This window comes from Collimonas humicola (genome assembly GCF_018304945.1).
In the GTDB taxonomy this organism is placed as follows: Bacteria; Pseudomonadota; Gammaproteobacteria; order Burkholderiales; family Burkholderiaceae_D; genus Collimonas; species Collimonas humicola.
In genome coordinates this window covers 128,339-150,719 of sequence record NZ_JAGQEE010000003.1, presented here as the reverse complement: position 1 = coordinate 150,719, position 22,381 = coordinate 128,339, and the positions used below count along the sequence as shown (strand labels likewise).

13 protein-coding genes are annotated in these 22,381 nt (G+C 54.9%); 8 read left to right on the top strand and 5 right to left on the bottom strand.

Annotation, left to right across the window (positions count from 1 at the left end; all coding sequences use genetic code 11):
* Positions 1–36 precede the first annotated feature (36 nt).
* From KHU30_RS12240 to KHU30_RS12210, 7 genes are all read left to right on the top strand, one after another.
* Positions 37–11,616 carry a hemagglutinin repeat-containing protein gene (locus tag KHU30_RS12240; protein WP_211442930.1) on the top strand — a complete coding sequence of 3,860 codons (11,580 nt, stop codon included), beginning with the start codon at positions 37–39 and terminating at the stop codon, positions 11,614–11,616.
* 1,162 nt (positions 11,617–12,778) lie between these two features.
* Positions 12,779–13,075 (top strand): hypothetical protein, encoded by a 297-nt coding sequence (locus tag KHU30_RS12235; protein ID WP_211442929.1) that lies wholly within the window; start codon positions 12,779–12,781, stop codon positions 13,073–13,075.
* A gap of 58 nt (positions 13,076–13,133) precedes the next feature.
* On the top strand, positions 13,134–13,451 hold the full coding sequence (locus KHU30_RS12230; protein ID WP_211442928.1) for a hypothetical protein: 318 nt from the start codon (positions 13,134–13,136) through the stop codon (positions 13,449–13,451).
* Between the two features lie 389 nt (positions 13,452–13,840).
* Entirely contained in the window at positions 13,841–14,353 is a 513-nt protein-coding gene (locus tag KHU30_RS12225) for a hypothetical protein (protein WP_211442927.1), read from the top strand.
* Between the two features lie 112 nt (positions 14,354–14,465).
* The gene (locus tag KHU30_RS12220) at positions 14,466–15,017 is read left to right on the top strand and encodes a hypothetical protein (RefSeq protein WP_211442926.1); all 552 of its coding nucleotides are present in this window, start codon (positions 14,466–14,468) and stop codon (positions 15,015–15,017) included.
* 387 nt (positions 15,018–15,404) lie between these two features.
* Positions 15,405–15,842, top strand: coding sequence for a hypothetical protein (locus tag KHU30_RS12215; RefSeq protein ID WP_211442925.1), 438 nt, complete (start codon positions 15,405–15,407; stop codon positions 15,840–15,842).
* A gap of 39 nt (positions 15,843–15,881) precedes the next feature.
* Positions 15,882–16,064, top strand: coding sequence for a hypothetical protein (locus KHU30_RS12210; RefSeq protein ID WP_211442924.1), 183 nt, complete (start codon positions 15,882–15,884; stop codon positions 16,062–16,064).
* 562 nt (positions 16,065–16,626) lie between these two features.
* Here KHU30_RS12210 and KHU30_RS12205 read toward each other — a convergent pair.
* The 3 genes from KHU30_RS12205 to KHU30_RS12195 form a co-directional block, all read right to left on the bottom strand.
* The gene (locus tag KHU30_RS12205; RefSeq protein WP_211442923.1) at positions 16,627–16,992 is read right to left on the bottom strand and encodes a nuclear transport factor 2 family protein; all 366 of its coding nucleotides are present in this window, start codon (positions 16,990–16,992) and stop codon (positions 16,627–16,629) included.
* Positions 16,993–17,109: 117 nt separating this feature from the next.
* Positions 17,110–17,742, bottom strand: a complete 633-nt coding sequence (locus KHU30_RS12200) for a glutathione S-transferase family protein (RefSeq protein ID WP_211442922.1) — start codon at positions 17,740–17,742, stop codon at positions 17,110–17,112.
* Between the two features lie 169 nt (positions 17,743–17,911).
* Positions 17,912–18,667 carry an SDR family oxidoreductase gene (locus tag KHU30_RS12195; RefSeq protein WP_211442921.1) on the bottom strand — a complete coding sequence of 252 codons (756 nt, stop codon included), beginning with the start codon at positions 18,665–18,667 and terminating at the stop codon, positions 17,912–17,914.
* A gap of 105 nt (positions 18,668–18,772) precedes the next feature.
* Here KHU30_RS12195 and KHU30_RS12190 point away from each other — a divergent pair, with 105 nt between their 5' ends.
* Positions 18,773–19,696, top strand: coding sequence for a LysR family transcriptional regulator (locus KHU30_RS12190; RefSeq protein ID WP_211442920.1), 924 nt, complete (start codon positions 18,773–18,775; stop codon positions 19,694–19,696).
* A 454-nt stretch (positions 19,697–20,150) separates the two neighbouring features.
* Here KHU30_RS12190 and KHU30_RS12185 read toward each other — a convergent pair whose 3' ends face one another.
* Both KHU30_RS12185 and KHU30_RS12180 read right to left on the bottom strand, forming a co-directional pair.
* Positions 20,151–21,050, bottom strand: coding sequence for a pirin family protein (locus KHU30_RS12185; RefSeq protein ID WP_230427350.1), 900 nt, complete (start codon positions 21,048–21,050; stop codon positions 20,151–20,153).
* 325 nt (positions 21,051–21,375) lie between these two features.
* Positions 21,376–22,332, bottom strand: coding sequence for a LysR family transcriptional regulator (locus KHU30_RS12180; protein WP_211442919.1), 957 nt, complete (start codon positions 22,330–22,332; stop codon positions 21,376–21,378).
* Positions 22,333–22,381: the final 49 nt, after the last annotated feature.

Sequence of the window (22,381 nt, the reverse complement as noted above, 5' to 3'; positions counted from 1 at the left end):
GCGACGGATTCAAATTATCTGCATTGGAAAAGTAAGATGAACAAGCAAAATTTCCGCGTCATTTTCAGCAAGACACGTAACGCCCTGGTCGTTGTGGCCGAGAATATTTCCAATCAAACCAAGGGCAGCGGCAGCCAACTGGGGAACGTAGCCACGACGAGCCGTTCGCCGCTACTGCGTTTCGCGCATTTGGCCGTCGCAGTGGCGGCGTTGTTCGGCGGCGTGACCTTCGTGTCGGCGCAAATCGCGGCGGACCCCAATGCGGCAAGTAACCGGAAACCGACTGTTACCAGCGCGCCGAATGGCGTGCCGCTGGTCAATATCGCGACTCCCTCCAGCACTGGCCTGAGCCACAATCAATTTTCGACGTTCAATGTGACCAACGGTGTGATACTTAATAATTCTCCCGTGAGCGTCCTGAGCCAGACCGGCGGCTGGGTACCAGGAAACGCCAATATCACGCCAGGCCATGCGGCGAACATTATTTTGAATGAGGTGACCGGAATCGGGCGCAGCACCCTGAGCGGCACGATTGAAGTCGCTGGCCAGCGTGCGGAAGTGGTGATTGCCAATCCCAACGGCATCTATGTCGGCGGCGCTGGCGGCGCCGCCTCCTTCCTGAACACCAGCAGAGCGACGCTGACGACCGGCACCCCGGTGATTGGCCCCGATGGCGGCCTGCAATCGCTCCGGGTCACACGCGGCGACATCCAGATCGGTCCTGGCGGCCTCAACGGCAGTAACCTCGATGCGCTGGATCTGTTTGCGCGCTCGGTGGCGGTGAACGGCCAACTGCTGGGAAATTCCAGCCTAAACGTGATCGCTGGTGCAAATCTGATTGGCTATGCTGATCGGGGCGTTCAGGTCATCGCTGGCGAGGGCGGCGTGCCCGCAGTGGCGATTGACAGTTCGGCGCTCGGCGGTATGTTTGCCAATCGTATCCACCTGATCAGCACCGAGGCAGGCGTTGGCGTCAGGAGTTATGCCGGCATCAGCGCGACGGCCGGCGACATCGACGTCGACAGCAAAGGCGTGGTCACGTTGGGAGGCCGTACAACGGCAACCGGTCACGTCAACATCAACGCCACCGACGGATTGATCAACAGCGGCACGCTCTACGCACAGACTTCTGCACAGCTGTCCTCCGACGGGCAGATCAGCAACAGCGGCGTCCTCTCCGCACAAAATGATTTAACGCTCTTCTCCGGCAGCATCAATTCAACCGGCGTGCTGGGGGCCGGCATCGACGCTTCCAGCCACGCCACACAAGCCGGCAATTTGAACCTGATCGCGTCCGGCGGCGTGAGCGCGACCGGTCAGAATATGGCGGGATCGAATATTGCGATCAACGGGGCGAGTCTGAACCTGGCCCATGCGCAGACCAGCGCTGTCGGTAATATCGTGCTCACTGCCCGCGCCGGGGACATCGATCAGACTGGCGGCAGCTTGCAAGCGGGCGGCGGTGCCGCTCTCAGCGCCACTGGTGCGATCACGAACGATCAAGGCAGCATCAATGCGGCGCAATTGACCAGCAATTCCGCCAGCCTGTCGAACGTCGGCGGCAAGCTGATCCAGTCAGGTACGGGCGATACGCGCATCGTGACCAGCGGCCTGTTCAATAATGGCGCAGGATCGCTGACCACGAATGCCCAGAATCTGATAACCCAGTCGGGCAGCATCAACAATAATAGCGGGCAAATCGATCATGCAGGATCGGGCAGCGCCTTCATTCAAAGCGGTGCGATCAGCAATGCGCAAGGCGTGATCGGCAGTAACGGACAGCTGGCTATTTCCGCATCGAGCTTGAACAATCAAGGCGGCAAGATCACGGCGGTAGGCGCAGAAAATATCAACGCCTCGGGCAATGTGTCCAACAACCAGGGCACGCTGCAATCCGGCGGCGCCCTCTCTCTGGCCGGCGCCAATATCGACAACACATCGGGCAGCGTCAAATCTCTGAATGCCGACGGTTTGACGATCACGACTGGCGGCCAGCTCACCAACGCGGCGGCTGGCGTCATCGGCGGCAACGGCAACGTGAATGTGTCGGCGGGATCGCTGACCAACAGCAGCGCGATTTCTGCTGCACAAAACCTCTCCGTCACCACTGCGCAGGCGCTGGACAATTCCTCCGGCACCCTGGCGGCCGGCGGCCTTCTCACCGGCTCTGCGGGATCGACGCTGACCGACAACGGCGGCACGATTGCGGCGAGCCAGGTCAATCTGCAGGCGCACGACATCGTCAACCAATCCGGCTTGATTTCGCAGAGCGGCACAGCGGCGATGACGGTGCAAGCCACAGGGTTGCTCAATAACGCGCAAGGCAAGATACAGAGCAACGCCAATGACCTGACGGTCACCTCCGGTTCGCTGACGAATGACAGCGGCACGATCAACCAGGCCGCCGCCGGTACGTTGAATATCCACACAGGGGCGCTGTCGAATCAGCTGGGGGCAATAGCAACCAACGGTGCTGCCAGCATCACAGCTGGTGCGGCGACCAATAGCGGCAGCATCACCGCGCAACAGACGCTCAATTTGACAGCGGCATCTTTGAATAACAACGGCGGCAACCTGGCATCGAATGGCGCCTTAACGGTCAATGCCGGCTCGCAGCTGACCAATAGCGGCGGCAAGATCCAGGCCGGATCCACGACGAACCCAAGTAGCGCAACGGTGACGGCGACCACCCTCGACAACAGCGGCGGCGTGCTGGGGGCGGGCACCATTGACCTGGAGGCCAGCAACCTTAAAAACGCTGGCGGTCAAATCATCCAGAACAATGCCAACGGCACGGCCACGATCAATGTGTCGCAGCTGCTCGACAACAGCAACGGCATGATCGGCGTATTGGCTCGCAACTTGACACTGGCGCCGGCCACCTTGAATAACAACGGCGGTTCTGTTGCTCATATGGGAACAGGTGCGCTGACCATCCAAACCGGGGCGCTGTCCAACAACGGCGGTGTGCTGGGCACCAATGGCGCGGGAACAATCACGGCCAGTTCCATCGTGAACCAGGGCGGCAAGCTGACGGCGGTGGGCAACGAGTCCGTCACCAGTACGTCCACTATCGACAACAGCCAGGGCGGCTATATCGGCGGTGCGGCGGTGGCCGTCAATGCAACCGCCGGGCAAGTCAATAACCAGGGTGGCACCATCGAAGGTGCGACGGCTGGGGCGACCGTCAACGCGCAATCGCTCAACAACGCTGCCGGTAAAATCCAAAATCTCGGCACAGGCGCGATTGCGGTGAATGTCGCCCAGGCGTTAGCCAACGACGCGGGTAGCATCAGCGGCAAGGGTGCGGTTTCGGCAGCCGCCGGCAGCATCAGCAATGTCGCTGGCGCCATCGGAGCGCTCGGTAATTTATCAGTGTCATCGGGTAGCACGTTGGACAATACGAACGGTGCGATGGAGGGTATGGTCAACGTGTTCACCACGGCCCAAGGCGCATTGACCAACATCGGCGGCAAGATCGAATCGCTGGGCAGCGCGAATCAGCTGCAGGTGTCGGGTAGTACGGTCGACAACACGAACGGCAAGATCATCAATGTCGGCACCGGCCTGACGACGATTTCCGGCACGAGCAGCATTACCAATGCTGACCCGTCCGGCGTGACCGGCGCTGGCCTGATAGGCGGCGCCGGTGACGTTACGATTGCGACGCCGACGCTGTCTAACACACAAGGCGGTCATATCGTCGCCGGCGGCGCGTTAAATCTGAATACAACAAGCAGTGTCGACAACACCGCCGGCCAATTGCTCGCAACCGGCGCGCTGACAATGAATCAGCCGGGCGCAACGCTGACCAACGTCGGCGGCGGCATCAGCGGCGGCAGCGTCGCCCTAACGACTTCCAGTATCGACAATAGCAGCGGCTCCATTGCGAATCCGGCCGGTAGTGGCGGCGGGGTTACCATTGCCACCGGCACGTTGACGAATACCAATGGGTCGGTGGGCAGCGATGTCGATTTGAGCCTGACCGCCAATGCCTTGGTCGGTGACGGCAAGATCGTCGCCGGCCGCGACGGTAATGTCAGCCTGCAGGGTAACTATACCTACGATGCTGGCAACCAGATCACGGCGAACCGCAATCTGACCTTCTCGACCACCGGCACATTAACCAACACGGCAACGCTGGCCGCAGCGGGAAATATCACCGTCAACGCCGCCAATGTGGTCAACCAGGCCGGTGCGGACATCGCCTCCGGCAATCCGGGTGATACCACGACTGGCACCACCACCGTCAATGCCGGATCCGGCAACATCACGAACGCGGGTCGTATCGAGGGCAATAATGTCAATACCACCAGCAACCTGTTGACCAACACCGGGACGCTGATCGGCAATACCGTCACCGCCAATGCCGCGACGTTGACCAATGACGGCGCCGCGGCGATCATCGCCGGCGTCAACCAGGTCAATCTGTGGGTGACGGGCACGGTCAACAATCAGAATGGCGCGACGCTCTATAGTCTGGGCGATTTGAACATGGCCGCTAACGGGGCCAAAGATGCCAATGGCTACTTGTTCAACCAGACCGGCACCATCAATAATATGTCGTCGACCATCGAAGCCGATGGCACCTTGAATGTCGCCGCGAACCAGATCAACAACGTGCGGCAGAATGTGACGACCAACACGGTGACCATCTCGGATACCAACACGACCATGACCATGCCGTCCTGGTGGTCTTCCATGCGTCCATCGCCGTCGTTTGGCGGCGGCAATCCTTTAAAGAATGCCAATACACGGATTCAGGATGCCTATTATCTGGATCCGTCGCAGATCATCTCCAGCACACCGGTCGTCACGCCCGATGGCTACCTGATCTATAAGGTGGTCGTGAAACTGGCGCCGACCGATTCCGCCTTTGAATGGCTGCAAAGCGATTTGACGTATCCCTTGCCCAATGGTGGAGCTAATATCCTGTACGGTGGCCAGTCGCGTGTCGCGCCGACTGCGGGTACCCAGACCATTTATGTCACGGCACGTCTGGATAATCAAACCAATCCGGATAAGGTCGCCAACGGCAATGCCTGGTCGGAACACAGCAATGACGTGATTCAGAATACGGTCAGCTCGATCACCTACTCGAATCAATATGGCGGTTGCACGACCAATTGCGTGCGCCTGGAAACCGATAAGGACTACACCACGCCGAACACGACGATCTGGAGTGGCACCTTCCGCAGTCAGGCCGATTACCCCGGCAGCTATCCGGTTGAGGTGCAGCGCATTGCGCATCAAGTCGTCACCGAAACGCAACTGGCATCGACTTCCGGTGCGCCGGCCAAGATTACCTCCGGCGGCGACATGCATATCGCCGTTGGCACGCAGCTCAACAATAACAATGGACAAATCGCCGCCGGCGGCAACCTGACGATTGACGGCGTCGCCTCAGCAGACGGCAGCAACAACAGTAAAATCGTCAATACCGCCACCCAGTTGACGCGCACCTATACCTCGAACAATCAGAGCGGATTCGGTAGCGCCAATATGGATGGCTCGACGCCGGTGCAATGGACATCCTGGAGCAACACGCCAATCACGCAAAACATCGGCGTCGCCGGCGGCACGATCACCAGTAATCAGGCCGTGTCGATCACAGGCGGTCAAATCAGCAATACCAGCGTGGGCGTATCGAACCGGCCGGTAGGCCAGAGCGCCGCCTCGCTGGGCTTGGGTGACGGTATTGCACCGTTGGCCCTGGCCACCAATAACACCATCAGCGGTGTACCGGCAGGAAGCCAGGCAGCGGTGGGTGGCGTGTCGACGGTCGCCAACGGTGGCAGTACCTCCACGCCAGGTGCTGCGCGTGTCGTGGACGGTGCGCGCGCTGGTGCAGTCAATACGGTGCTGCCGACGAATGGCTTGTACCAGATCAAGCCGAAGGCGAATCAGCCATATCTGGTCGAAACCGATCCACGCTTTACGCAATACGGAAATTTCATTTCCAGCGACTACATGCTGAACCTTTTGGACATCAATCCGGCAGCGACGCAAAAGAGATTAGGTGACGGCTTCTATGAAGAAAAACTGGTCACGGACCAGGTCACCAACCTGACCGGCATGCGCTATCTGCATGGTTACGCCAGTGCGGAAGATGAATATAAATCGTTGATGACCAGCGGCGTGCAGTACGCCAAGCAATTCAATATGGTCCCCGGTATGGCGCTCAGTGACGCGCAGATGGCGGCGCTGACCACCGACATCGTCTGGCTGGTCAGTCAAATCGTGACCCTGCCGGACGGCAGCCAGCAAACGGTCCTGGTGCCGCAGGTGTATCTGGCCAAGAACATGGATTTATCGCCGACGGGCGCATTGATTGCCGGCGACTCGGTGAGTATCAAGGGCACGGATATTACCAACAATGGCGGTACTTACTCGGCGACGAAGCAGCTGGCACTGGCCGCCGATCATGACATCAGCAATATTGGCGGCACGATCTCCGGTGGCAATGTTGGTCTGTTTGCCGGCAATAATATTCTCGATCAGTCGACGACGAATACCGCGATCACCAACTTCGGCAACAACATGTCCGCCATCACCGCTGTCGGTGCTGTGGGGACGATTGCTGCGACGAATAATCTGATCATGTCTGCCGGGCAGAACCTGACCTTGCAGGGCGCGCAAGTCAGTGCCGGCGGCAATGCGGCGCTGATCGCCGGTAACGCCATCAATGTGGAAACGGTGTCGACGGGATCGCATTATGTGACGCCGGCCGGTAACACCCATACCGATATGCAGTCCACCCATGCAGTCGGTAGCACAGTGGCCGCAGGCGGCAGTCTTGGCGTGATGAGTGGGGGCGATCTTACTGTCACCGGCAGTAACCTGTCCTCAGGCAAGGACATGCTGGTCGCAGCAGGTGGGAATCTGACCATTAAAAACGCCACCGACAGCAGCAGCTACCATACCGACGGCAGCAGCAAGGATGGCTCGCAAGTCATTGACCAGCATAACCAGGCGGCAGTTGGCAGTACTTTAACGGCCGGCGGCAACGCGACGGTGCTGGCTGGCGCACAGCAAGATGCCTTCGGCAATGCGGTATTGGTCAAAGGCGCACCGGCGAAAGATCTCACGGTGACGGCCAGCGCCATCAGTGGCGGCAACAATGCCGACGGCAAGGGCAATGCCATCCTGGGGTCGACCGGCAACGTGACCGTGGGCGAGGCCATGCTGCACAACGATTTCAGCCAGGAGGACAAGAGCAGCCACAAAGGCTTTATGTCGAGCAGCAGCAGCCATGACGTGCGCACCATGACGGGCGACGTGGCCCAGGGCAGCACCGTGGCAGGGAATCAGGTGAGCATCACGGCAGCCAATGATCTGACGGTGCGCGGCAGCAATGTCATCGGTATCAACGATGTGTCGCTGGCGGCCACCAACGGCAAGGTCGCCATCGTGTCGGTACAAGATACCAGTCAGACGGATGTCAGCCACGAGCAGAAAAAATCCGGTTTCACGGCGGGATTCTCGGCTGGTGTTGCCAGCGTCGGCTATGGTAAATCCAGTGGTAGTAGCGAGGAGAGTGTAGCGACGGTCATGCAACAAGGTTCGAGCATTACCTCGATCAATGGCAATACGCGGATTCAGGCGGGACAGGACTTGAGCGTGGTGGCCTCGGATATCAGCGCCGGCCAAAATCTCACATTGATCGGTAAGAATGTGGATCTCTCCGCCGCGCAGAACACCAGCGTGGAGCACAGCAGCCAGCAATCGAGCTCCAGCGGCCTATCGGTAGGATTGACGCTCAACCCTGTCGCGGCCTTCAAGAGCGCCTATCAGCAAAGCGCCAGCGGCAATCCGAGCACCAGCTTTTTGGGCAAGAGCACTAAATATGGCGATGCGATAGGCGACGGCACGCTGGCAGCGAGTACGCCGGTGGTGTTTCAGGCCGGATCGAACAGTAGCAGTGGCACACAGGATCATGCGACCAGCATCGCCCAGGTCAGCTCGCTCACGGCGGGTAAGAACCTGACGGTATTGGCCACCGGCGGCAGCATCACGAGTCAGGGCGCAGCGATGAGCTCCGGCGGCGATGCCACGCTGATTGCCAAAGACAATATCAACCTGGATGTGGCGCACAGCTTCGAGACGCAAGGACAAACCAATGCCGCCAAGGGCTGGAGCACGGATAACCGCGGCAATATGCCGGTTGGGGTATTTAACAGCAAAGGCAATGGCAACGGCAGCACCGACACCGTCACGGGCACCACGCTCTCGGCAGGCGGCAAGGCCATGCTGGCGACGACAGACGGCGACATCAATCTGACCGCAGCCAATCTGGTGGCCACCAGCGATCTGAGCATCAATGCGGCAAAAAACCTGACTATCCAAAGCGGGCAGAATACGCTGACGAACGCGAACCAGAGTAATAGCCAGGCCATCGGCAAGGTCGTGATTTCGGATACGGAGCGCTTTGCGGGTTACAGTAACGACAAGAGCCAAAACAACAATACCAGTATCACCCAGGTTGCTTCCAATGTCGGCAGTTTGCAAGGCAACGTCAGCCTCAGCGCCGGAGAAAAATACACGCAAACAGCCAGTAATGTGCTGGCAGCTCAGGACGTCAACATCGTCGGCAAATCGATTGACATCAACACAGCCGTCAATACCGGCAATAGCGACCAGAGCAGCTCCGACCTGAAAATAGGCGCATTCGCCCGAGTCACCTCGCCGCTGATCGATCTTGGCAACAATCTGGAGAATGCGAAGAAATCGGACGGCCGCCTGCAAGCCATGCAAGGCCTGGCAGCGGCATCGAACGGATATCAAGTCGCCAGCGCTGCCAGTGCCGCCGTGGGCGGAGCCGGGAGCGGTGAATTGTTCAAAGCTGAAGTGGGCGTCGGTTTTGCGACGGCCAATAGCCAGGACCGCAGCAATTACAGTCAGGCCCAGGGCAGCAGCATTCAGGGCGGCGGCAACGTCACTCTGACCAGCACGGAAGGCGACATCCATGCGACCGGTGCGCATATTGCTGCCGGCGATGCTGCGGGTAAGACATTGACGCTCGATTCAGCCAGAAATATCCTGCTCGATGCCGGGCAGAGTACGACTACCAGTAGCGGCAGCAACCACAGTGCCGGCGTAGAAATCGGCGTGGGTTATGAAGTCGGTGCGCGCACCGGCGCGTATGCGTATGCCACGGCGAATGTGGCAAACGGCAACTACAACAATACTGCAACGACGAACAGCAATACGCAGTTGAGCGGCAACACCGTCACCTTGAAGTCCAAGGGGGATACAACGTTGACAGGCGCCACCGTCAAGGCCGATACGATCAATGCAGATGTCGGCGGCGCACTGGCGATCACATCGGTGCAAGATACTGCCACCCAGCACAATGAACAAAGCAGCGTAGGCGGGCGCGTACAGATTTCCTTCGGCACGGCGTGGGATGCATCGGGCAACGTGGGGCAATCGACCGCCAACGGCAGCAGCAATGCGGTCAACCAACAGTCTGGATTGTTTGCTGGGAACGGCGGCTATCATGTGACAGCCGATACGGTGGCCCTGAAGGGCGGCGCGATTGCCAGTACCAATGCCGGCAAGTCTGATCTGACAGCCAATTCCCTCACGGTAGAAAACATCGCCAACAAGATGGATTACTCGGCGGATACGGTGAGCATGTCGGGTGGCGTCAGCGGAAGCCTCGACGGCAGCAGCTCAGGTAAAGCACCGGCACAAACCGGCTCTGGCGCTAGCAATCCGAATGTCACTCCTGGCATCCCGTTGTTCGAGAGCAGCAGTGGCAGCTCCACTACGTACGGCACGCTGACCGATGGCAACATCAAGATCGGCGGACAGAGCATGACGACTGCTGCCGGGCTGGGGGCGCATACCGATCTGGCGACGGCGAATACCGCCATTGTTCCCTTGCCTGATCTGAAAAACGTGATGAACAATCAGCAGGCCATGGCGGCCGCCGCTAATACTGTGATTGCGACCAGTGCGCAAATCGCCAACGATCAGGCTGTCGTAGCAACCAAGCAAGCTAATCTAGCGAATGGTGCTCTCGACATCGCCAATGAAAAATTAGCGCAGGCGCAGGCTGCTCTCGACAACAGTACGCCAGATCAAAAGGACAACGCCCAGCAAGCGCTCGATCTCGCCACCCAAAACCGTGACAACGCGCAACGGGCATTCAACGATGCAAAGGCAACAGCGACTAGCTGGGGACCAACGGGCGATAACGCCCGTGCTTTAAAAGTCGTAACGGGATTGTTGGTTGGCGGCGTGGCTGGCGAAGGAATTGGTCAGCTTGCAGCCAATGCCAGCGCGCCGTATGCGGCACAGGCAATTGGCGAATATTTCGCGCAACCTGGCCATGACAACCAGACGCTGCAAGTTCTTACCCATGCCGTGCTAGGTGGTATCCTTGCCGCCGCCAATGGCACTAGTGCCTTGGGAGGTGCTGGCGCTGGCGCGGCAGGTGAATACGCTGCGCAAGAAATTACTCGTCAATTGTATCCGGGCGCTTATGACGCGAACGGGACCTTTCATCCTGAAAAATTGGACGCTGGTCAGATGCAAACGGTGATTGGCTTGTCGACAGCAGTGGGTGCGCTGGTGGCAGGCGCCACGGGAGGTTCAGCGCTCAATGCCAACGTGGGAGCAAGTATTGCGCAGAACGCGGCGACGAACAATTGGTTATCACCAAAACAGAATCTTCTTAGAAGCCAAGCGCAAAGTGTGTGTGATACGGGCGACGCCAAGGCTTGCAATCTAGTGATTGCCTTGAATGTTCTTGACCAGACCAACAAAGACAAGCTCGATCAACTAGTAGCATCCTGCGACGGTGGAAAGGGTAACGCTGCTGCTTGCACTCAGGGCACGCAAATGATTGATCAACGCAATAAACTTGCTCAACAGGAGGTTGCTTCATGTGCCCCGCCATATAATTGCTTGGGACTATATCAGCCGAGCGCCCAAGAAAACACAACTGCGCGATATGGTTTGCCGGGTTGGGGTAGCGGCGCAACCACACCAACGATGGATCCAATTACAGCCGGAATATTGCTTCGGATGGGGGTGGCAGCGCCTTCTTTATTGCTTGATATTTCTGGCGTACCGATTTTTAGCGCAGGTGGTGCGCTTGGCTCTGGGACGTGGGCTTCGCCGTTAGGCGCAGGGGCAATTACTGCGGGAATCAATGCTACTGCGCAGTATATTCAGAGTCCTAGTGGGGCGATTAATCCAATAGATGTAGGGGTAAGTTTCCTTACTGGATTTACCGGGACATATGGCAAGCTTTTGTGGAACGTTGGGGTGAATGCGGTTGGTGGAGCGGCAGGGACGGCGATGAATAATTTCTTCAATGGAGAGAACAAAAGTGTTGCCTTTGGAGCTTTTGCAAATGGCACGGCTGCCGCCGCAGGATATGGCCTTGGATACTGGTTTAGTGGTGTCGTAACCTCCTCCTTGAAACCAACTATTAATGGATCCAATTGGGCTGCGACTGGAACTTGGTTAGGCTCTTCTGGATGGAATTTATTCGGATCAAACAATTTTCCGGCAATTGGAAGCGCTGCGGCTGGAGGATTTGGTTCTGAAGTTGGTAACGCTGCCATTAATGGCATCAAAAATAATATGGAAGGGAAAAAGTGATGGCTCGCCTTCTTTTTTTTCTAATAAAAATATACATCATGTCTATATTGTGTTGTGCTGTGATTAAGGTGGTAATTACATTAGCAGCAGAATTTTTTTACGATGGACACTATCCATGGTCAATTTTAGATGTAAGGTCAGTATTTATATATGGATCTGTAATGGCATTTGTTTTTTCTATTTTTGCGATTGTTGCCTATATTCGCTCAAACAAATAAAAAAATGAAGCGCCTATTATTACTCCTTGTGTCGATATATTTTATTTCGATAACATGTTGTGCAGCTATACAAATAATGATTACTTACATGGTCGTGTTTCTCTATCGTAGTGTTTATGTTTTTGGGTGGAATGATGCGAGGAGCATATTTTTAAATGGAACATTAATGGCATTTGTTTTTTCTGTTTTTGCGATTGTTGCCTTTATCCGTTCAAAAAGATAAAAATCCTGAAAGTTGATAATCAATTAACGCTGGAATCCGCAAATTCGCCATTTATACCCTCTAGGAAGTTGACGGGAGATGCGATCAACGGTGCGACACCAGTTCCGAATCTTGGTCCTGGTCAATTAATTAATCCTGCTATCCAATCTAATTTTGGAAAATATACAACCGATACATTTCAAAGTCCTGCTGGTAATTTTCAAGTGCATTTTTACCAGAACCCGACGACTGGTAAGGTATTCTTTGATCTGGATTGCAATGCAATATTCAACAACATGTCTGGGGTACCTAAAAACCCATGAAAGTAAAATTGACTTGTTGGCTATTGCTGTCGAGCGTGGTGGTCGTTACTTGTCCGATTGGTGAATTCTGCAATAGCGGAATCTGCTTAGCACCGTGCAAATGAGGTGAGCGGTTATGCAAGCACAAGAGAAACTTTACCACGCCATAATTTGGTTACCTGATCCGGATGTGCCTGGTCAACGCGTTACGGTAATTGCAAAAGATCTAGCTGAGGCGCGGGTAAAGTTAGAAGTGCAATATGGAAAAGGCAATGTTTATAATTTGCATAACGAAGAGGATGCGAATCGACCGCGATAGTTTTTTCATTAGTCGGTGGCTAAGTGTCATCAATGCCAGCGCCTCGTATGTGGCGCTGGTAATAGGGAGTTAGTCCGGTGCAACCTCCGCTAGTAGGCAAGAAATGAGATGGGAATGGAAAATGTTTTGGTTGAAGTTAGTTACTTCGAAAAGCTGGGGTGATGGGACCGCACTTGGACGTTTTTTGGGGACGATAGGTGCTCTTGATTTGAGTTGGATCGCTATCACCTTCTATAAGGTTTTTTATAAAAATCAGGAAATACATCGCAGTGATGTAAGAATGTTTTTCATTTTTAATGGTTCGTTTTTTGCCTTATTTTTCTTGGCCGGAATTCATTCTATTTTCAAGGAAAAAATGCACAAGGAATTCTGGAGTTTGGCAAAGCAATCGTTTCGGATTTGGCGGATTAACAAATAGAGCGGTTGTTTTTCAATTCTCTGCGCTCATCAAACAACAGGCAAAGGAATCAAACGGAATGACGACCAACGCTACTCTACAGGCATCGAACAGCAACAAGCTCTCTGAACAGATCACATATGATCCAAATCATCTGCTTGACGCTTTGATTGAAAAATTAAAGCTGAAGAACGATGCTGCATTATCACGTGCACTCGAAGTTGCTCCACCATTAATTAGTAAAATCCGGCATCGTCGTTTGCCGGTCGGAGCATCCTTGCTTATACGGATGCATGAAATCAGCGACCTAGCTATCAGCGAATTGCGTGGATTGATGGGGGACCGTCGCCAAAAATTTCGGATCAGCGCTGAACACTTCAAGCCGCGTGTTGGCTAAATCCGACGCATTCGGCCCATCCAAATAAGTCGAAAAATGAAAATCGATAGCCCCAAATAGCGTCTACATTGCCATTATGAATACACCCGATCCCACTGGCCTGCGCGGCGTCAATGCATTTTCATATGGTGCACTTCGACGAAAAGAAGAACAAGACCGAAACAGCAGATCCGGTTCGCGTCGCACAATTCGCATAGCCATTTTTGCGATATTGTTGTCGGCGCTGTTTACCTACGGTTTTTTGCATGTCATTCTGAATTCCTCAATTCAGCATCATGCATCGATCAATTCGATGAAGGTGCCAGCCACGAGCTAGCGTAATCACTGAGATGGTCGGCGCGGCGCCGATTCGATAAGGGAAAATAGTTTTAATTAAAAAGGATTTGAATATGAGCTGGAAGAATAAAATCGCCGGAATTTTATCATTCACATTGTTGAATGGCTGCGCGTCCTTTGAACCGCTGAAAATGCAATCTAACGAAGAGCGTCTTGCGATGTTTTCAGGACTAAGTGGCAGTTATCGTGTAATTGACTCAAGGTGGAACAATCTAAAATATACGAATGTAAATTTGGAGCTAGCCGATAAGCGCGGTATGGCGACTGTGACATTCGACAACGGCGAAACGCAACGTTATGTGCTGAGCAAGTGCGAAGTCGCCAATAAGGCGCAAACCGCGAATACAGGTCAGCCGATAGAGTATGTGGAAGATTTGGTGCGATGCGATGTTGGTTCTACTACTTATCAATATGCCCAAGTATATGTAGGTAAAGTAAAAAAGGGTTATACGATTAAATCGCAGGCTGTGCTCGGGGGTTTTGATCCAATCGTTATCAACAGTGGATACTTTATCAATGCAAATTTTGTGGGACCAAGGAATACCGTAATGGCTGCGTCTCGATAACTGATGACGGGGTAATCCACCTACCAAATGATAGCGTTTAAAAGTAGAATTTTCTAAACTGGCTAATTTTACATTTTTGGGGGATGGGCAAATTTAGCCACAATAGGAATATATGATATATCGGACCGAGTTTGACCATGCAGCACAAAGAACCACAGCCTGGAACCTACGTCATAAGCATGTCGATCATACCGACAAGCGCTATGTGACACCGGCGTCCATGCGCAAAGTTGAGGCATGCCTACAAAAGGCGATGGGCCACCTACAGGCCGAAACGGTCGCCGTCCAGTGTTTCGCTTTTAGTGAGTTTCTGCGAGAACCGTTGGAAGAAGCGCTCGGTGTTCCATTAACCTATACGCTCGGTTTTGTGAAGATGAATAACAAACCGGTTTTTCATACTCCGATAGATGAGCTGAAAAGAATGCTAGACGCAGGTCGGCCAGCGTCGAGAGCACTCAACTTGCATGCGTGGCTGACGTTACCGAGTAAAGAAATCATCGATGTCACATTCGCTACAACGTATGCGATAGTCAAGAATGTACCGGATTTGATAGGTCGCGCCTCATTCATTCACCCTGACGACATGGTAGGTAACGATACCTATCATCCGCAGTTGCTCGGCGAAGATTTTTTGCGACGCATCGGGATGCTGCTCGAATTCTAGGTCACTGGAGGCGGGGAATGGGGTCGTAAGCGAACTCTTCATTGGAAAACTTAAGCTAGGGTATGTTACGCATCTCATAGATCCAAGTACAAGCAGCCTCATTAATATGACGGTGCCGGGCGAGCATGCACTTGAGCCAGGATTTGTGGTGCGCCAAATCATCCCGGATGGTAATGGAGGTTTCTCGGTAGATACGCGAGGATGGGGCACTGGGAGTAGCCCTATTAATAATTCGAATGTTTGGATGGCTGGCGTTGTGTGGGGAGGAAATACCAGTACCATTGGTAGCGAAGTGACGACAAACAAATGGCCAACAACGCCGTTGCCGGTACAACCAAAATGTATGCAAACAACTGGTCCTGACGGAAAGACCATGCAGGTATGTCAATGAAGATAACTAAGAATTTAATATTGCGTATTTTTGCCTTGCCAGCGTGTGGAGGTTTAATTGTGGCACTTGGATTAATGTTGCCATATTTTCTATACACATCGGATTATTCAGAGGTGTTAGGAATTTTTACCATATTCTTTTTTGTTGCATTTATAAGTGCCGTTGTCGGATGGCCATTACTGGCTCTAATTCATTGGAAATTTTCAAACTATAGATGGCGCTATATCATTGGCGGTCTGGCGTGTTCAACTATTATTTGGTTTCTTCTTGATATGCCAATCTTTCCGAATGATTGGCACAGATGGATTGATGGTAATTTCTTGCGTCATTACCCATGGCGCAAATTGATATTTTTTTCGTGTTTTGGACTTGTATCTGGGAGTTTATATACAGGTGTCGTGGCGATGATAAATAAGTATGTACCAGAAGAATAATTTTTCCTACCAATTACCGTCACCAACTGGAGCGAAAAAATGATTCCTGGCTGGGCGGAACGTGTAGCGTGGTCAAAAGAAAACCGCTGGGAGGACAACGGGATAACCCACAAATTACTTAATTTGTTTGATGAAGACATTGCAATTATGATTTGGGACCAATACGGAAATGATTCTCTCAAAATGCTTGATGGGAGTCTTGAAAAAGACTCTTTGATATAGCTTCAAAGATTTAAGGATTTTTTAAAAATTGAAGAAATTAAAATTCCAATCGAACAAATTAATGAGAAGGTGAAAACAGAAGAAGGGCGTACGGAAATTGAGTCATGGTTGTTTAATCCTTGGGCAAGCTAAACAATCACCTCCGGCCAAATCATATTGAGTGGAAAATTTTCCCGAGCGTCGTATTCCGCAAAAAATACACCGCATCGAGGACCTTTGATCCGGTAAAACTGCGATATTGCAAAATGCCAAGTTCAACTAAATCAATGGGTTATGTCGAATGTATTCAAAATTTAATATCGGATGCGATCTCGTGGAAGTACTTGATTTGTAAATGAAAATCCCCAATAAATGGGTAGCTTCATAGCCTATTCGAGAGAAGCCAGAGAGAAGCCATGGTCAGGTCTTGCAATGACACATGTCAAGTTTTAATCTGAATGAATTACGTCCAGGCCTCTCAGATTAGAACTCGCTGGCGGTGTCTATCACGTTACTTCGCGTGGTGACAGACGCGAAGATACCTTGCTCATTAATGACCAACGCGCGCACCGCCCGCAGAAAATTACGTAGGCGCGGTATCGAGAAAGACGTAGAGCGCAGCGATTTTTCCATCGCGAACGATGACGACATCCCAGCCCGTGTAGTCAGGGGCTTCGCCGCGCGGGCCGGAACCCCAGGTGATGCGTGCGGCGTTTTCGACAATTTGCGGCTTGCTGTGCGGTGTATATACGAAATGCGGATGGGTCGCGCGCAGGTCGCCCGAGAACTTGTCGAGCGCGTCTTGCCCGGCAATGGCGCCCATCGGGGTGTAGACCATGCAGTCTTCGGTGTAAAGCTCTTCGATCGCTGCGCGACGGCGCGTTGCGTCGCCTTCGCCGAAGACTTCCTGGAGGTTGCGAAACAGCAGTTCGCTGATGCGGTCTGTCATGATACTTCTCCTTCAAATTAAGTTGTGGACCACTTCTGGCCGCAGAGTGTGAAAATTTCTTTTCTGCTCATGTCCTGGCACGGGTGTGTCTGGACGATGTGAATCACGTCACCAGTGTTACTGGGCAAGCGCGAGGGTCTTGGCAATAGCGGCGACCACGGCGGAGCGCGTCGACACGTGGCTATACCAACGCTTCACGCTCGGGAATTTTTCGAGCGAGGCGCCGATTGCCTGGTGGCGCCAAATCCAACCGAAGTGGGCGATGTCCGCGATGGTGTATTCGTTGCCGGCAATGTACTTGTGATGTTCCAGTACGCGATCAAGCACACTGAGCACCCGGTCGACTTCTGCAAGGGCGCGTTCCTTGGCTTCAGGCTGGGGCGCCGACTGGATGGAGACCAGGAAGGCCTGCAGGAAAGCCGGGCTCAAGCCGGAAGCGTGAAAGAAAAGCTGTTCGAATACCTTTCCGCGGCGGGCTCCTTCGGCCGGCAAAAGTTGCCCGCTCTTCTCCGCGAGGTAGACGAGGATCGCGGCGGATTCGCTGAGCACCACCGTGCCATCCCCGGACATGGGGGCGCGGTCCACCAGTACGGGGACCTTCGCGTTGAGATTCATTTCCTTGAACGCAGCGGTTTTCTGCTCGCCTTGGCGCAGATTGACCGGAACCAGCCGATAGTCGAGCCCCATCTCTTCCAGCGCGATGGGGACTTTGACGCTGTTTGGCGTTGTGAATGCAAAAACTTCAATCATGATAATTTCCTTAAATTGGGGGGCAATGGCAGGTATGGCGCGCCGATTGCAAATGCTTTACGGCCGACGGCCAAATGGATGAATTGGCTCTGGTCGGCGAGATGACTATGGAAGAACGCGGCTGTCGCAAGCGTGAACAGGAACATGACGCCGGCCACCTGGGGTCTCGTTAAACCTGTGCTTGTCCGCCGTCGACGAAGATCTCCGTACCGGCGATGTAGCTCGATTCGGACGAGGCAAGGAAGGCCGCGACGCTTGCCACTTCTTCGGGGTCGCCTACACGTCCGAGCGGAACTGTCGTCGCCATGTAGTCGAGCAAGCCTTGTTGTTGCTCCGCATCGGGGCCGGCAAGTTCAACCAAGCCAGGCGTCTTGATCGGGCCGGGGCTGACGACGTTGACGCGGATGCCGCGCGACTTTAGATCGAGTGTCCAGCTGCGGGCCAGATTGCGCACCGCCGCCTTCGAGGCGCCGTAGACGCTGAATGCCGGCGTGCCCTTGATGCTCACGTTGGAGCTGGTGAGAATCACCGATGCGCCATCGACGAGCAGCGGCAGTGCCTTCTGAACAGTGAACAGCACACCCTTCACGTTGCGGTTGAACGTGTCGTCGTATTGTTCTTCGGTAATCGAACCCAGGGGCAGCATGGAGCCGCCGCCGGCGTTGACGAACAGCACGTCGATGTGACCGGCTTGACCCTTGACGCTCTCGTAGAGGCGATTGAGATCGTTCAAATTGCCGGAATCGGCCTGGATGCCAGTGGCCTTCGGCCCGATCGCCGCAACCGCCTTGTCGAGTTCCGTTTTGCGGCGGCCGGTAATGAAGACCTGTGCGCCTTCCATTGCGAAACGCTTGGCCGTGGCCAAACCGATTCCTGAGGTGCCGCCGGTGACAACGGCAATTTTTCCTTCCAGCTTGCGTGACATGAATTTCTCCTTGATTGGGGTGGTGTGGTGCTACGTAAGCAATTTATGGCATCATGGAGTTTTTAAAAATAGCAATAATTGAAAACCATCATTGCAGATTTGTAGATGTCAAAACTACCGGATTTTGAAGGTCTTGCCATGTTTGCCAAAGTCGCCGAGGAAGGCTCCTTCGCCGCGGCAGCGGCTGCAATGGGGGTTTCAGTCGCCACGGTGTCGCGGGCTGTTGCACGCCTTGAGGAACGCTTGGGGGGACGACTTTTCAATCGCACTTCGCGGCGTCTTTCGCTGACGGACTACGGCCATTCGCTGGCAGAACGAGCGGAAACAATGTTCGCTGTCGCGTCGGAGGCGGAAGACTTTGCACGAGAGGCATCGAGCCGGCCCCGAGGCCTCGTCAAGCTGGCGGCTCCCTTGTCGTTCGGATCTCGCTGGGTCGCACCGCTGCTGCCGGAGTTTTTCCAGCTCTATCCGGATATTTCTGTCGAGCTGCATCTCGGCGATTCCCATGCCGATTTGATTGGCGAAGGGTTTGACGCGGCTCTGCGCATCGCGATCATGGAAGATTCGTCGCTGGTGGCACGACTGATCGCACCCGTTCGCCGATTTGTCGTCGCTTCTCCAGCTTATCTGTCTCGTTACGGCTATCCCCGGCATCCCCACGAACTCGGTGCGCACCAATGCCTTTCGTACACGAGCCGGGGCAAGCAAGATGTCTGGCGCTTCGCCAACATGAAAACCGGTGAGGAATGCGCGCTCACCCCAACCGGGATGTTGCGAGGAACAAGCCTGGAAGCCCTTTTGCCTGTGGTTCTGGCTGGGATTGCCGTCACCGAACTGCCTGAGTTTGCAGCCGCACCGTTCCTGAGAGAGAGTCAGCTCGAGGCCATCTTGACCGATTGGCGATTGCCGGAAGGCGGCTTGTATTTTGTTACCCCCTCCAACAAGGCTCGAACGGCAAAGGTCAGGGCGCTTGCGGATTTTTTCATCTCGAAACTCACCGATGCAGAATGGCGTGCCGAGTCGACGTGAAGACGCGTGAGGCCCCCGCAGGTCAAACCTTGACGGCCAGCGAGGAAGTGCCGCCCCGACGAGCCGGCGCCATTGTTTTCGATATTGCGCCGGACGTTTCCGATGTCGGCAGTCTACGGCCGCTTCTTGAATTCATTGGGCGACACGTGCGCCCAGCGCTTGATAGCTTAGTGCTCAAAGCCATTGCCCCACCGACCGCTCGATGAGAGACTGCATATTCCCAATGGCGAGCCTGTGCCGCCGTGGCCATTGCGGCCCTGCGATCGAGGTGGTGAATCGCTTGTGATGCAAGGTCCAATTTCACGCAAAAGAATGCGAGCCGCGACAGCGAGCTCCGGACGGCTACGGGCCCGGTATTCACCGAATCGGCCAAGTCTTCTGAACGTAACGGTTCGCCGCCGCTCGCCGCAAATGCAGCGAGCGTGTGGACGTCAGCGGCTCGTTCAACGCACTCTTATCTTGTCTGTTTGAGGATGCCCTGGCTGTGCAAGCGGCTGCCAATCTGCGCGATATTGCGTTCGCCTTGCGAGAGCGCCGCGGCATTGGTGTGAACGGAGTAGTAACCGGTGACCAGATCGTAAGGGTGCTTGATGGCGGAGCCGAGAACGAAGCCGGTGTCGGAAGCGGCTTCAAAATGGATCCCGCCTTCGGACTCCTCAAAAACCGCCAGCTCGCCTGAGCTCATGTATTCAGCTGCCGACACGCCGCCTTCATGCACGGCGATCCATGCCACGTTGTGGCCTTTGGGAGGAATGAAGCTCCAGCGTTCGCCGGCCTTCAGCCGCACATCGAGGTAGGTCATACCTGCCGGTGCTGCGACAATGCTTTTGCGCCCTTCGTATTCGCCCATGATGATCCGGGCGGGGCCAACTGTCTCAAAGGCGGAAGCGTCGAGATACTGGCTGTGCGGTTCGGCCAGTTCGAGTTCCGGCGGCATCGCCACCCACAGCTGAAATCCTTTGCCGCGCTCCTTGCCGTGCAGTCCGCCGGTATGCCAGACGCCGCTGCTTGCGCGCATCCATTCGACGCCGCCGGTGTCGATAATGCCTTCGCGCCCGGTCGTTTCCTTGTAGAAGGCCTGGCCGGACAAGATCAGCGTCAGTGTCGCGATGCCGGAGTGAGGGTGGAATCCAAACTTGGGCGCGTCTGCGGCATCGGCTTCGAAATGGTCAAGAAATATGAACGGCTTGATCAGTTCGCCGACATCGCCCGGACTGGCCAACCGGGTAATGGCGCCGTGCGCATGTCCGCGCGTACGCAATGCCACCTTGCGCTGTTGTTGATGTTGTTGCTGTTGCAGCTCCTCGCGCTCGGATCGCGCGGGCTGTGTGTGAATGGTCATCTTCTTCTCCATGCTATCAGCATCATGATCGGATTTGCTGCGCCTCTCGCCAGCTCGACAAGCTCGTGTGCATCGCGTTGATGCGCCCGCGTGTCGTATTGAAGGTGAAGCGTTGATGAAAGAATATATCCGGGCAATCCATCTGAATAGACAGAATATTTAGATGCAATCCATCTGCAGGACAGATGGATCGTGAGCAGTGGCGATCCTCGTCAATCCCAGGCCGGAACAAGGTGTGGGGGATTGACAATCCGGCTTCCCGAATGACGGTGCATCGTTGTCGCCAGAGCTTTTCGATACTGCCCATCGGCGTCCGCGATGGATGCAGAGCGGATGGCTAGCGCTTTGGCCTGGAAGGGCTTTTGCCTGGCGCTTTTCTTGCGGGAATTGCGCTTGCCGGGGAAGGTATCTGCTTCAAGCGCTCGATGAACCAGCGCCCGGCAGGACCGGGAGGCGAGGATGTTTGCCAGATGGCGGACATCTGCAAGATCAATCCCTCGGGAGGCACATCTTCGATCCGCAATACGGACAAGCGGCCATTTTCGATATCGTCGCGCACGATATGCAGCGGCATGCCGCCCCACCCCAGGCCGTTCAAGAGGAAATGGTGCTTGGCGAAGAGATCGGCGAGCCGCCAGGTCAAAGGCGACATCACGCCGAACTCGCGGCCCGTTGACAGGTCAGAGCGGTCCGTCAAAACAATTTGCGTGTGCCTCGCCAATACATCCTTGGGAATCTTCCCTTTGCATGCAGCCAGGGGATGGTCGCTCGCGCAGACCATGAGAAAAGTCACGCCGGCAAGCCGCTCATAAGCCATGTTCGGCGGAATGTGCGGCAGCGAACCTACGATCCCAACGCTGCAGCGCTCATCCAGGACGGGCTGCACTGCCCCTCCCAAAGCTTCAACATAGACGCGCAGCGCGACGCCGGGGTATTGCTGCCTGAACTCTTTTGCGACCTGCGTCACCGCGGCAATCGGATACATGACATCCACGACGACGGACAGCTCCGGCTCCAGTCCGGTCGCTATGCCCTTCGCGCGGGCCTTCAGGAGATCGACGCTTGTCACGATATTTCGCGCATCGGCAAGCAGGACGACGCCAGCGGGCGTCAGTTTTGGATAGCGGCCGGACCTGTCAAACAGCTCGACGCCGATCTGTTCTTCAAGATTGCCGATGGTTTGGCTGATGACCGACTGCGCTCTATACAGTTTGCGCGAGGCAGCGGAGAAACTGCCCTCGTCGACGGCGGTGATGAAGGTCCGCAATTGATCAAACGATACGCCGTCAAGCATGGGGAATCATGGGAAATGAATATCGCCGCAGTCGATGGAGGAATCGATC